General features: G+C 36.7%; 11 protein-coding genes and 1 rRNA gene. 9 read left to right on the plus strand and 3 right to left on the minus strand.

The genetic code is table 11. The annotated features are described in order from the left end of the window. Positions 1–22 precede the first annotated feature (22 nt). The 4 genes from ACQKIH_RS11740 to ACQKIH_RS11755 all read left to right on the plus strand — a co-directional run bounded on the left by ACQKIH_RS11740 (position 23) and on the right by ACQKIH_RS11755 (position 5,932). Positions 23–1,621 (plus strand): ABC transporter substrate-binding protein, encoded by a 1,599-nt coding sequence (locus tag ACQKIH_RS11740; protein WP_427766159.1) that lies wholly within the window; start codon positions 23–25, stop codon positions 1,619–1,621. A 194-nt stretch (positions 1,622–1,815) separates the two neighbouring features. Beyond that, positions 1,816–2,820: an ABC transporter permease gene (locus ACQKIH_RS11745; RefSeq protein ID WP_427766183.1), complete on the plus strand. Its 1,005-nt coding sequence runs from the start codon at positions 1,816–1,818 to the stop codon at positions 2,818–2,820. A 14-nt stretch (positions 2,821–2,834) separates the two neighbouring features. After that, a complete protein-coding gene (locus ACQKIH_RS11750) occupies positions 2,835–3,719 on the plus strand; it encodes an ABC transporter permease (RefSeq protein ID WP_427766162.1) in 885 nt (294 codons plus the stop codon). Between the two features lie 566 nt (positions 3,720–4,285). After that, positions 4,286–5,932: an ABC transporter substrate-binding protein gene (locus tag ACQKIH_RS11755; protein WP_057984570.1), complete on the plus strand. Its 1,647-nt coding sequence runs from the start codon at positions 4,286–4,288 to the stop codon at positions 5,930–5,932. An 82-nt stretch (positions 5,933–6,014) separates the two neighbouring features. Here ACQKIH_RS11755 and ACQKIH_RS11760 read toward each other — a convergent pair whose 3' ends face one another. Both ACQKIH_RS11760 and ACQKIH_RS11765 read right to left on the minus strand, forming a co-directional pair. Then, on the minus strand, positions 6,015–7,109 hold the full coding sequence (locus ACQKIH_RS11760; protein ID WP_057984568.1) for an aromatic acid exporter family protein: 1,095 nt from the start codon (positions 7,107–7,109) through the stop codon (positions 6,015–6,017). A 102-nt stretch (positions 7,110–7,211) separates the two neighbouring features. After that, positions 7,212–8,498, minus strand: a complete 1,287-nt coding sequence (locus ACQKIH_RS11765) for a glutamate-1-semialdehyde 2,1-aminomutase (RefSeq protein ID WP_057984566.1) — start codon at positions 8,496–8,498, stop codon at positions 7,212–7,214. Between the two features lie 131 nt (positions 8,499–8,629). On the opposite strand from ACQKIH_RS11765, the gene bcp reads away from it, so the two are divergent. The 3 genes from bcp (at position 8,630) to perR (ending at position 10,723) form a co-directional block, all read left to right on the plus strand. Then, the gene (gene bcp, locus ACQKIH_RS11770; protein ID WP_427766166.1) at positions 8,630–9,091 is read left to right on the plus strand and encodes a thioredoxin-dependent thiol peroxidase; all 462 of its coding nucleotides are present in this window, start codon (positions 8,630–8,632) and stop codon (positions 9,089–9,091) included. A 42-nt stretch (positions 9,092–9,133) separates the two neighbouring features. After that, positions 9,134–10,081 (plus strand): D-2-hydroxyacid dehydrogenase, encoded by a 948-nt coding sequence (locus tag ACQKIH_RS11775; protein WP_427766168.1) that lies wholly within the window; start codon positions 9,134–9,136, stop codon positions 10,079–10,081. 195 nt (positions 10,082–10,276) lie between these two features. Continuing rightward, on the plus strand, positions 10,277–10,723 hold the full coding sequence (gene perR / locus ACQKIH_RS11780; protein WP_057984561.1) for a peroxide-responsive transcriptional repressor PerR: 447 nt from the start codon (positions 10,277–10,279) through the stop codon (positions 10,721–10,723). Between the two features lie 72 nt (positions 10,724–10,795). Here perR and ACQKIH_RS11785 read toward each other — a convergent pair whose 3' ends face one another. Continuing rightward, positions 10,796–11,146 (minus strand): YgzB family protein, encoded by a 351-nt coding sequence (locus ACQKIH_RS11785; RefSeq protein WP_427766171.1) that lies wholly within the window; start codon positions 11,144–11,146, stop codon positions 10,796–10,798. 278 nt (positions 11,147–11,424) lie between these two features. Here ACQKIH_RS11785 and ACQKIH_RS11790 point away from each other — a divergent pair, with 278 nt between their 5' ends. Further along, positions 11,425–12,318 carry a nucleotidyltransferase-like protein gene (locus ACQKIH_RS11790; protein ID WP_057984550.1) on the plus strand — a complete coding sequence of 298 codons (894 nt, stop codon included), beginning with the start codon at positions 11,425–11,427 and terminating at the stop codon, positions 12,316–12,318. 346 nt (positions 12,319–12,664) lie between these two features. Beyond that, positions 12,665–12,738: ribosomal RNA gene (locus ACQKIH_RS11795) — 16S ribosomal RNA — on the plus strand; the annotation flags it as partial.

Here is a 12,738-nt window from a genome sequence, read left to right on the forward strand (position 1 = left end):
TAAGAAGAGGGGAAGTAAGGATATGAAGAACAAATTTTGGTCACTAGGATTTTTGCTAGTACTAGTAATTTCAGTTTTAGCAGCTTGTGGCAGCGATTCAAGTTCAACAGAAACAAAATCTGGTGACGGAGAATCTAAAGAAAAAGAGCAAGTATTAGTATTCGGTCGTGGAGCAGATTCTGTATCACTTGATGCAGCAGCAGTTACTGACGGCGAATCGATTAAAGTAACACAAAACATTTTCGAAACACTATTAAATTTCAGTGAAGGTGACACAACTGTTCAACCTGGTTTAGCAAAAGAATGGACAGTTTCTGAAGACGGTTTAACTTACACATTTACGTTAGAAGAAGGTATTAAGTTCCATGATGATACGGACTTTAACGCTGAAGCTGTAGTGAAAAACTTTGAACGTTGGAGCGCTGGTGCAGAAGATGAGTTCTATTACTACAACTCAATGTTCAAAGCTGAGGGCAAAAACATTATTGCTAAAGTGGAAGCTCCAGACGAAAAAACAGTCGTATTTACATTAGCACGTCCACAAGCACCATTCTTAAAAAATATTGCAATGGCTCTTTTTGGTATCGCTTCACCAACTGCATTTGAAGCAGCAGGTGATACATTTGGCGACAACCCAGTAGGTACAGGTCCATTTAAATTTGTAGAATGGAAACGTAATAATTCAATTACGCTTGAAAAAAATGAAAACTACTGGAAAGAAGGATTACCGAAATTAGATAAAGTAATCTTCCGTTCGATTCCAGATAACTCAGCACGATTAAATGATTTAGTATCAGGAGCGATCGATTTAGCAGATGGAATTAACCCATCTGACGGTTTACAAATTGAAAATAACGCGGATTTACAATTAATTGAACGACCATCAATGAACATTGGTTACTTAGGTTTAACAGTAACTCGTGCACCATTTGATAACAAATTAGTACGTCAAGCAGTAAACCATGCAATTGATAAACAAGCTATTGTTGACGCATTTTACGATGGTCGCGCAGATGTAGCAATCAACCCGATGCCGTCTTCAATTTCAGGTTACAACGATGAAGTTAAGGATTATGATTACAATCCAGAAAAAGCGAAAGAATTATTAGCTGCAGCTGGTTATGACGGTAAAGAAATTGAACTATGGGCAATGCCAGTACCACGTCCATACATGCCAGACGGTGCAAAAGTTGCTGAAGTTATTCAAAAGAACTTAGCAGACGTTGGTATGAAATCTAAAATCGTTACTTATGAATGGGCAACGTATTTAGAAAAAGCACAAAACGGTGAAGCGGATGCATTTATGTTAGGGTGGACTGGTGATAACGGTGACCCAGATAATTTCTTATATACATTACTTGACCGCGATACAATTGGTTCAAACAACTATTCTTTCTACGACAATCCAGAAGTGCATAAATTATTAATCGATGCACAATCAGAAGTTGATGAAGCAAAACGTATCGATCTTTACAAACAAGCGCAAGTAATTATTAAAGATGACGCTCCATGGGTACCATTAGCACACTCAACACCATTACTTGGTGCTTCTAAATCTGTAACGGGCTATGCACCACACCCAACAGGTTCTGAATCTTTAGAAAACGTTTCAATGCAATAATTAAGGGGGGAGAAGGAAGGTTTCTTGCCAAACCTTTCTTCCTTTCTTTATAAGTACAGTTATTCATAGAGCACACTCAAAATAGAATCAAATTCTACATACGAGTACGAATTTGTTGATGAAGTTAGTAAATGAGCTTTCAAACAATGAAGCAGAATAGCTATTCGAAAATGATTAATGGAGAGGTGAAGACAATGCTTCACTACATAGGGAAAAGACTTTTACATTTAATTCCGGTACTACTTGGGATGACGTTTGTTGTTTTCTTAATTATTCGTGCAATTCCGGGTGATCCGGCACAGGTAATTTTAGGGCAACAAGCAACAGAACAGGCAATGGCCGCATTACGTGCAAAATTAGGTCTAGACAATCCTTGGTATGTGCAATATTTTGATTATTTAAAAGGTCTTCTTACAGGGGATTTAGGGGAGTCTTTAAGAACAGCGCAAGCAATTTCAAGCGAGGTTTGGCCGTATTTAGCTGCGACATTCGAACTTGCAATTTTTGCAATGATTCTAGCAGTCATTATCGGTATGAACGCGGGGATTATTTCAGCTTGGTTCCAAAATTCTTGGTTTGACTATGTGGCAATGATTATCGCTTTAATCGGTGTTTCAATGCCTATCTTCTGGCTTGGTTTATTGGAGCAATGGGTTTTTAGTATTAACTTAGGCTGGCTTCCAACTTCAGGACGTGAAGAAGTTCGCGACCCAATAAATGCGATTACAAATTTTTACTTAATTGATACGCTTATTCAAGGGCGTTTTGATCAATTTGTTGTAGCAATTAAGCATTTAATTTTACCAGGTATAGCACTAGCAACAATACCAACTGCCATTATTGCACGTATGACGCGTTCTTCAATGCTTGAAGTAATGCGCTCTGATTACGTTCGTACAGCTCGTGCAAAAGGGCAAAAAATGTTCATTGTTATTTATAAGCATGCACTGAAAAATGCATTAATTCCAGTATTAACAGTTATCGGTTTACAGCTAGGGATGCTTTTAGGTGGAGCGATTTTAACAGAAACAATTTTCAGTTGGCCAGGAATCGGTCGTTATATTTATGAGGCGATCGGCTATCGTGACTATCCCGTAATTCAGTCGGGTATTCTAATCGTTGCGTTCATATTCGTAATGATCAATTTAATTGTTGATATTTTATATACGGTTATTGATTCAAGAATTAAGTACAACTAGAAGGAGGGATCGACATGTCTGAACTAGCATCCAAGCAAATCGTTGCACAAGAAAAAGTTGCAGGTCCATGGAAAGAGGCTTGGCGTAGCTTTAGGAAAAGTAAAGCCGCTCTTTTCGGATTAGCAATTGTTGCGTTCTTTATCATTATTGCGATAATTGGTCCTCGAGTTGCACCATTCGGAATGAATGACCAATTATTAACAAATAGATTACTGCCACCATCCGCAGAGCATTGGTTTGGAACGGATGATTTAGGACGAGATATTTTTTCGCGAGTTTTATATGGTGCGCGTATTTCCCTAACAGTTGGTTTTTCAGCAGTATTACTATCAGCTGTTATGGGGAGTTTTCTAGGTATTATTGCAGGCTACTATGGTCGATGGATTGATACAATTATTTCGCGCATTTTTGATATTATGTTAGCATTCCCGAGTATATTACTTGCGATAGCGGTAGTTTCAATTTTAGGACCATCGCTTCAAAATGCATTAATTGCAATTGCTATTATTAATGTACCTACATTCGGTCGATTAATCCGTTCGCGTGTATTGATGATTAAACAGGAAGAGTATATTGTAGCAGCAAGAGCAATCGGGATGAAAAATTCACGAATATTGTGGAATCATATTTTACCAAACTCTATGACACCAGTAATTGTACAAGGTACATTAGCGATTGCTACAGCGATTATTGAAGCTGCTGCATTAGGGTTTTTAGGGTTAGGTGCTGTTGCGCCACAAGCAGAATGGGGAAAAATGTTAGCTGATGCACGCGTTTATTTTATTAATGCACCGTGGGCAATGGTATTCCCGGGGATTTCGATTATGCTAACGGTTATTGGCTTTAACTTGATGGGGGACGGTTTACGTGATGCCCTCGATCCAAAAATGAAAAATTAATTGAAGTTTAAATAACCTTTGATTGAATACATTCAATCAAAGGTTATTTTTTTGATTTATCCGTTTTGATATATATTTAACTAATGAATCTAACCTTTAAAAAACCTTTTTGAAAAAGGTGGAGTTGATTTCTATCTCGGTCCAGACGCTTTTCGCGATTACGGCTCCCCTTCATTCTAATCAACTCTTTCTATTCAAGTTTATATCTCTATCATGTCTATTCCTAATGAAAAGATAGAAAATTTTGTTGGGATTATATTTAGAGAAAGTGTGTATAAACGAGTTGAAAATAACAGTTGGAAGATAATTCTTGTAAAAAATAGCAAAATATTATACTCTAAAATAAAGACTGACTTTTCAGAATAATAAGAGTAGATACCGTGGATTGGAAAGTTATTGTACCGATAGCCGATGAACCGATTTAGATTGAGCGTGTATCATGCGAAGCGTTATCCTCATCAAATGTCCTAAAACTGCAAGAAGTTCCACTAGGTCATTCTGTAGCGTGTCATTTATATAATGAGGCGTCGCAATGATAATAGAACAAAATATAGGGGGTATTTCTATTGAAAAAAGGTAAATTGTATTTTTTAGGACTTATGTTGCTTTTAGCAATGTCGGTATTTTTAGCTGCGTGTAATACCGATGATGAAGGTTCTACTGGTGAGGATAAAAATGCAACAAATACGGATGGGAGTACCGATAGCGCTACAAAAGATGAGACAAGCCCTTCAATACCCCAAGATTTAGTATTTGGTCGTGGAGCAGACTCCGTATCGCTTGACCCTGGTATTGTAACAGATGGGGAGTCATTCAAAGTAACTCAAAATTTATTTGAAACATTAATTAATTTTGGGGAACAAGATACAACAATTAACCCAGGTCTTGCGAAATCTTGGGAAATTAGTGACGATGGTTTGACTTACACATTTGAATTACAAGAAGGTGTAAAATTCCATGATGGCACAGACTTTAATGCAGAAGCTGTAATAAAAAATGTAAACCGCTGGAAAGCTGGAAAAGAAGATGCTTTTTACTACTTTAACTCAATGTTTAAAGCAGAAGGCGAAGATATTATTAAGGATGTTGTAGCGCAAGCTGATCATACAGTAGTATTCACGCTTTCTCGCACACAAGCTCCATTTTTGAAAAACTTAGCAATGAGTCCATTTGGTATTGCATCACCAACTGCATTTGAAGCAGCAGGCGATGCATTTGGTGATCAACCAGTTGGTACGGGTCCATTTAAATTTACAGAATGGAAACGAAATGAATCGATTACAATCGAAAAATTCGCAGATTATTGGCAAGATGGTTTGCCGAAATTAAATAAAGTCATCTTCCGTTCGATTCCAGATAACTCAGCTCGCTTAAATGCATTAATCGCTGGAGAAATTGATTTAGCGGACGGGGTGAATCCTTCAGATGGTAAGACAGTTGAAGGGAATGCAGATTTACAACTAATTGAACGTCCGTCTATGAATATTGGCTATTTAGGTTTAACAAATACGCGAGCGCCATTTGATAATAAGCTCGTTCGACAAGCAGTAAACTATGCGATTGATAAACAAGGAATTGTTGATGCATTCTTTGAAGGACGTGCAGAAGTTGCAGTAAACCCAATGCCTTCATCAATTAGTGGCTATAATGATGCGATTACTGGCTATCCATATGATCCAGAAAAGGCAAAGGCATTATTAAAAGAAGCAGGTTATGATGGCAAGGAGATTGAACTATGGGCAATGCCAGTACCACGTCCATACATGCCAGATGGTGCAAAAGTTGCTGAAGTTATTCAAAAGAATTTAGAAGATGTTGGAATGAAATCGAAAATCGTTACTTATGAATGGGCGACGTATTTAGATAAAGCTAAAGACGGTGAAGCAGATGCGTTTATGCTTGGTTGGACAGGCGATAACGGAGATGCAGATAACTTTATTTACACGTTATTAGATGAAGACAATATTGGAAGTAATAACTACGCATACTATAAAAATGATGAAGTACATGATTTATTAATCAAAGCGCAGTCAGAAACAGATGAAAATGTACGAATTGATCATTACAAAAAGGCGCAAGAAATTATTCATGATGACGCACCGTGGGTACCACTTGCACACTCAACGCCATTACTTGGAGCGAAGTCTGGTGTGAAAGGCTTTTTACCACATCCAACTGGTTCTGATAAATTATTAAATGTAACGATAGAATAAGTTTTATTGGTTAGCTTAATCCAAAAATGAAAAATTAAAAAGATGGTGGAACGCTTGAGAATTTAGCGTTTCACCATCTTTTTTAATAAAAATCGGATTCTAAATCAACATTTATTTCTTTGCTATGGTAGCTGCGATAAGAAACGATTAAAGTATCTAAATGCTCTAAGTTTTCCTCGTAGTCTAATATGCGCGATAAAATGTAAAGCAAATGATAACTTGAAAATTGCTCATCCTCAGTAGCTTCTTCCTGAGCAGTGGCGATTTGCTGGATGAATTGCTCCATTAATTCAGCACCTTGTAAATATTCCTCATGGCGCGTCCACTTTGAATGCTCAGGTCTTAGTTTGCCAGTATACTTCAATAATAATTGCTCATGATACGTTAGTAAAAAATCTAAACGCTCTTGAATGATCAATTGAAATTGTACTGGTAATTTACCAAGTTCATTTTCATGTTTGTGTAGTCGTATGAGTAGTTCGTAGCTTTTTTTAGATGTTAGGATCATTTGACGATAGACAACAAGCTTGCGGGCCTTCGCGAACTGATGTTTCTTTACATAGCTACGATCTTCTTTGAAAAAATCGTACATTGTATTTAATTCGCTCAATCGAGATTTTAATTTTGTGATTGTTATTTTTGTTGATACGTGTTCACTTGCTTGACGAACGGCAAGTCGTGTCCAGCGAATAATATCATCTTGTACTGCATTAATATTTTTAAATAACTTAATTTCATATTTTGGCGGTAAAAAGATTAAGTTGACGATAAACGCAGCAAATACCCCGAGCATAACCGTACCAAAGCGAATTAAACCGAACATAACAAATTCATCTCCAGGTACCTCCATAATGGCGATAACTGTTACAAGTGCAAGAGAAATGGACTTTTCAAATTTTAGCTTCATCATTAATCCGATAACGATAATAGCAGCAATCCCAATTGCAACGATATGATGCCCGAAAATTAATCCGAAGCTAACGGCAATAATCGCACCAATTAAGTTCGCTTGTATTTGCTCTAAAATTGTAAGGAAAGAGCGATAAATGGATGGCTGTATTGCGAAAACTGCAGCAATCCCTGCAAATACAGGAGATGGGACATTTAAAAGTTCTGCCAAAAATAATGCAAATACAATTGCAACGCCCGTTTTTAAAACACGTGCACCTAATTTCATAGGGAGTGGCTCCTTTTTCGGAAATTATAACGAGCTGCTACAACTAAGTAATACTTTTGAAATAGCAGCTCATCATAATTAAATACTATAAATCACAAGGAATTATAATTTAGAAAATGCATAATGTACAGCTTGTATCGTTTCTTGAATATCTGCTTCTGTATGTTCGGTCGTTAAGAACCAAGCTTCATATTTAGACGGGGCTAAGTTTATGCCTTGAGAAATCAAAAGCTTGAAGAAACGTCCGAATTTTTCGCCGTCTGTATTTTCAGCTTGCTCATAATTTTCTACTTTTTCATTTGTAAAGTATACCGCTAAAGCACCTTTAAGGCGATTGATTGTAATTGTGACATTATACTTTTCAGCCGCTGCTAAAATACCTTCTTCGAGCAATGCACCTAAACGATCCATTTCCTCATAAATACCTGGTTGTTGTAAAACTTCTAAACAGGCAATACCAGCTTGCATACTTGCAGGGTTACCAGCCATCGTACCGGCTTGATAAGCAGGTCCAAGTGGAGCAACGGTATTCATCACTTCTAGGCGCCCACCGTATGCACCGATTGGTAAACCACCACCAATAACTTTCCCAAGGGCTACTAAGTCAGGTGTTAAGCCTAGCATTGTATGTGCTGCACCATAGTGGAAACGGAAAGCGGTAATTACTTCATCGTGAATTGTAAGTGCGCCATATTCTTTAGCTAAAGCATGTACATGTTCAAGGAAGCCTATGTTTGGTTCAACAATGCCGAAATTTCCTACGATTGGCTCGATTAAAATAGCAGCAATTTGCTCGCCCCATTTTTCCATCGTTAGCGTAAATTCTTCTGCATCATTAAAGGGTACAGTAATGACTTCTGTTGCGACATTTTTGGGAACACCTGCAGAATCTGGCGTGCCAAGTGTAGCGGGACCAGAACCGGCAGCAACTAATACTTGGTCGAAGTGACCGTGATAGCAACCCGCAAACTTAATAATTTTAGTACGACCCGTATAGGCACGTGCCACACGTACTGTCGTCATAACCGCTTCGGTACCGGAGTTATTGAAGCGAACTTTATCTAATGTAGGAATCGCTTCTTTTAACATTTTAGCGAAAATAATTTCATGCTCTGTTGGTGTTCCGAATAATACACCTGTTTCTGCGGCATGCGCAATCGCTTTTGCAATATGTGGGTGACCATGACCTGTGACGATAGGTCCGTATGCAGCTAAGTAATCAATATAACGGTTGTCATCTACATCCCAAAAGTAAGCGCCTTTTCCACGAGTCATGAATACAGGGGCACCACCACCAACTGCTTTATATGAGCGTGAAGGACTATTAACGCCCCCGACGATATGTTGCAATGCTTCTTCATGAAGTTGTTCTGATTTAGTATGTTTCATTATAAAATACCTCCAAATAGTTGCGATAAATAATTTCTCTACTATTGTAATATGTATTCGTAGTGAACGCCAAAGAATTTGAAACAATGTGCAATGTTTTGTACGATAGAAGAAAATAGGAGGTATTATCGATGCTACTAGAAAATCAAAAAGCACCGTTATTTTCATTAGTAAATGAAAAAGGTGAATTAATTCATTTAGAAGATTATATAGGGAAAAATGTCATACTGTATTTTTATCCAAAAGATATGACACCAGGCTGTACGACTGAAGCATGTGATTTCCGAGATGCACATGGAGAGTTTTCCGATCTGAATGCCGTAATTTTAGGAGTGAGTATGGATGATGCCAGCCGCCATACAAAATTTATAGAGAAACAAGGGCTACCTTTTTCTTTGTTAGTGGACGCTGATCACCAAGTAGCAGAAAGTTACGGTGTATGGACATTGAAGAAAAATTTCGGCAAAGAGTATATGGGTATTGAGCGTACAACTTTTTTAATTAATGAGCAGGGCATTGTTGAAAAAGAATGGCGCAAAGTTCGAGTGAAAAATCATATTGAAGATGTGTTAAACTATTTAAAAAATCGATAAAAAACAATGAACATAGCGTCATTGTACAAGGGGGATTATTTTATGGTGGTGGTTTATTTCACATTTGAGCCAAGAGAAGATTTAAAAGCGCCGTTAATCGCGCAGTTTCCACAGGTGAATTTTGTATTTGATTCAAAATTAGATGTAGCGAACTTACGAGAGGCTCATATTTTAGTAACGTATGGAGAAGATTTAATAGAGCAGCGGGTTGATGAGGCGATAAATTTAGAGTGGATTTTCGTAGCTTCGGCAGGGGTTGAAAAAATGCCAGCAGCAGCGATCGCAAAGCGTGATATTTTAGTTTCCAATGTACGTGGCATCCACAAAAAGCCGATGACAGAGTCTGTTTTAGCTCATATTTTAGCATTGAAGCGCGGACTTCCATTTATTTATGAACAGCAGTCGAAAGGTCAATGGAATAAAAAAGCGAATTTGTCAGAGTTAAATGGTAGTACGGCACTGATTATTGGACCTGGAGCAATTGGCAGTGAAATTGGGCGAATTCTTCAAGCATTTGATGTTTACACAATTGGCTGCAATCGTTCAGCAGAAGCAGCAGCTTATATGGATGAAACTCACTTCCTAGGCGATGTGGCACAATATTTACCGAAAGCGGATATTATTATTTCCATGCTTCCTGCTACAAAATATACGAAGCATTTATTAGGATATGAACATTTTGAATTAATGAAAGAATCCGCCATTTTTATGAATTTTGGCAGAGGTGATTTGGTTGATACAAATGTGCTAGTACAAGTGATGAAAGAACAATTGATAGCTCATGCGGTGTTAGATGTTTACGAAATCGAACCGCTACCTATGGATAGTCCGCTTTGGAAATTAGATAATGTGACATTATCACCGCACTTTTCAAGTCACTCTTCTCGTTATGTAGAGCGAAGTTTAGACATTTTTAAACCGAGCTTGGAGCAATGGTTAAATGGCGAACGCAATTTAGAAAACAAAATGAATTTGCTGCGCGGCTACTAATTGAGAATGGAAAATGAAGAAAGCTATATTTTGGGGAATCTATTTTCAATAAGCCATTTGGTAAATAGTTAGTGGAAGATGGAAATACTTTCGATTAAATCTAAATAAGCAATTGTTGACAAGATGTAGATGAATTAGCTACACTATTTATAACAATTATAAATTAATAATATGTATGAAGAGAGGTGCATGACGATGTCTGAACTGCATTTAAAGGATGCGCTGGACACGTTAAAGTCTACTGGTGTAAGAATTACTCCTCAGCGTCATGCGATTTTAGAATATTTAATTCAAAGTATGATTCACCCTACAGCTGATGATATATACAAAGCACTTGCTGACAAGTTTCCGAATATGAGCGTTGCCACAGTATATAATAATTTACGCGTATTTCGTGAAGTGGGCTTAGTGAAGGAGTTAACTTACGGTGACGCTGCAAGTCGATTTGATTTTGCAACGGGAGATCATTACCATATTAGCTGTGAAAGCTGTGGTAAAATTGTCGATTTCCATTACCCAGGGTTAAATGAGGTAGAACAATTTGCAGCACATATGACAGGCTTTAAAGTAAATTCACATCGTTTAGAAGTGTATGGTACTTGCCCAGAGTGTGTTGAAAACAGCTCAGAAAAGGCTTTATAATAGTTAAAAACCTAGTAACGTCTAAGTTACTAGGTTTAATTTTGTCCAAAAAAGATAGTACATGCTTCTTAATTACTGGCTCTTTTTACTATTATAACTTTGATCGAATTCTTTGCCTTCCAGATTTTGATCAAGTGTAAGTGGTTCATTACAATACATACATAAATCAACACGACCTAAAACTTTTGTCCACTTACCGCATTCGGGACAGACAACTTGTACTGCACGAGTTGATAACAGTCCAATCCATCCATAAACTGCCGTACTTCCAATAATACAAAGTAAACCAACAGACATAAAGATTAGAACTAATATTTGATTTTCTCTAAAGAAAATAGCTCCATACATTATTACGAAGCCGATAAAAATAAGTGCTAATGCAAAGGAACGAATTTTATTAATTTTATTGTTATACTTTTTCATGTAGTTTGCCTCCCAATCTAAACTATACTATAACATAGATTGGAATCCATTTAGTAGAGAAGAAAAGGGGTCCATTTTCATAATTCGCATTTTTTAAATTGATTTTAAAGGGTTTGTGCATTAGGATGTCGAAATTATGCATGAAGCATTATATGTAAAAAGTTCGTGTTGAAAGAGTATGTGGAGTTTCTTGTAATATGAATTACTATCTAAGAATGCTCTATTTTAATGGCAATATTAAAAGACAGTAAGTAAAGCAATAATTGAGGAGGATAAATATGGAGCATATTTTGCGACCAATATACCAGGAACGTGCAAGTCAACCTGATACACTAGGTGTTATTTTGATTAATAAACGTGAGGATGCACCAAATGTGACGGATACATTTGATGCAGTTCTTCTTATTATAGTAAAAGAAGCAGATCACCCGATTTTTTCTAAGCACTATACATATGGTGATTCGAAAACAGTGATGCATATTATAACTGAAGAACGATTACGTAAATGGATTTTTATTGGGTCTAATAAACGTTTAGTTGATTGGATTTTCTACGGTAAAATTATGTTCGATCGAAATGAGTTTTTATTTAAATTACGCTCAGAGTTACAGGAGTTCCCATTTTTCGGTCGGAAATTAAAAACGGGTATTCAATTTTCGAAATTAATTCGCCGTTATCAAGAGGGAAAAGAATTATTTGAAAGTGGTCATCATTTAGATTCTTATAATCACGTTGTGGCATTGCTACACCATTTAGGACGATTATCAATTATTGATAGTGGCCTATATCCAGAAGTGACGGTATGGTCCCAAGTGAAAAGAATTGAACCTGCAATTTATAAGTTATATGAAGAATTGATTTTAAGTAACGAAAGTTTAGAAAAACGTTTAGAGCTTTTATTTCTAGCTGGAGAGTTTTTAATTAACTCAAGAACGAATGATGGCGGGCAACATATATTAGAAACGATGTTAGAACAGCCGAGTTGGACGATTCAAGAACTACATAATCATCCTGAATTAAGTTACTATTCCACAGACTTAGAAGTGTTTGTTGAATATTTAATTGAAAAGGGATTAATTCATGTAGAACCGATTATTGCGAAGAATGAGGCTATTTTCCACAGGAATTACTACGTAGACAAGCAATTTGTTGAAAGTGAATATGGTTTATAGTATATTTAACAGAGCGTTTTTTTACGCTCTGAATTTTTTTTATAAAAAGTATTGACGAAACATTGCATAGTATTGTAATATATTAATTGTCGCTAAGACGTACTCGAAGTAACGAGTTGTTTAATCAAGTTAACCTCAAAAAATTTTTTCAAAAAAGTTGTTGACAAAGAAAAACAGGAATGTTAAATTAGAGAAGTCGCAAAAACAGCGTACGAACAACATGAACCTTGAAAACTGAACAAGCAAACGTTAATGATTTAAACGTTTAAGTGATGAATTTAAACAAATTATAGATATCAACTTTATGTTGATACGCTAGCAAAGTAAATGAGCTTTCAAACTAACTATTATGGAGAGTTTGATCCTGGCTCAGGACGAACGCTGGCGGCGTGCCTAATACATGCAAGTCGAGCGGACTTT

Source organism: Solibacillus cecembensis, from assembly GCF_050272495.1.
GTDB classification, from domain to species: Bacteria; Bacillota; Bacilli; order Bacillales_A; family Planococcaceae; genus Solibacillus; species Solibacillus cecembensis.

Bases quoted from the DNA above. Each gene is read 5' to 3' on its own strand.
- ACQKIH_RS11740 (WP_427766159.1), top strand. From the start codon at position 23: ATGAAGAACAAATTTTGGTCACTAGGATTTTTGCTAGTACTAGTAATT.
- ACQKIH_RS11745 (WP_427766183.1), top strand. From the start codon at position 1,816: ATGCTTCACTACATAGGGAAAAGACTTTTACATTTAATTCCGGTACTA.
- ACQKIH_RS11750 (WP_427766162.1), top strand. From the start codon at position 2,835: ATGTCTGAACTAGCATCCAAGCAAATCGTTGCACAAGAAAAAGTTGCA.
- ACQKIH_RS11760 (WP_057984568.1), bottom strand. From the start codon at position 7,109: ATGAAATTAGGTGCACGTGTTTTAAAAACGGGCGTTGCAATTGTATTT.
- ACQKIH_RS11765 (WP_057984566.1), bottom strand. From the start codon at position 8,498: ATGAAACATACTAAATCAGAACAACTTCATGAAGAAGCATTGCAACAT.
- bcp (WP_427766166.1), top strand. From the start codon at position 8,630: ATGCTACTAGAAAATCAAAAAGCACCGTTATTTTCATTAGTAAATGAA.
- ACQKIH_RS11775 (WP_427766168.1), top strand. From the start codon at position 9,134: ATGGTGGTGGTTTATTTCACATTTGAGCCAAGAGAAGATTTAAAAGCG.
- perR (WP_057984561.1), top strand. From the start codon at position 10,277: ATGTCTGAACTGCATTTAAAGGATGCGCTGGACACGTTAAAGTCTACT.
- ACQKIH_RS11785 (WP_427766171.1), bottom strand. From the start codon at position 11,146: ATGAAAAAGTATAACAATAAAATTAATAAAATTCGTTCCTTTGCATTA.
- ACQKIH_RS11790 (WP_057984550.1), top strand. From the start codon at position 11,425: ATGGAGCATATTTTGCGACCAATATACCAGGAACGTGCAAGTCAACCT.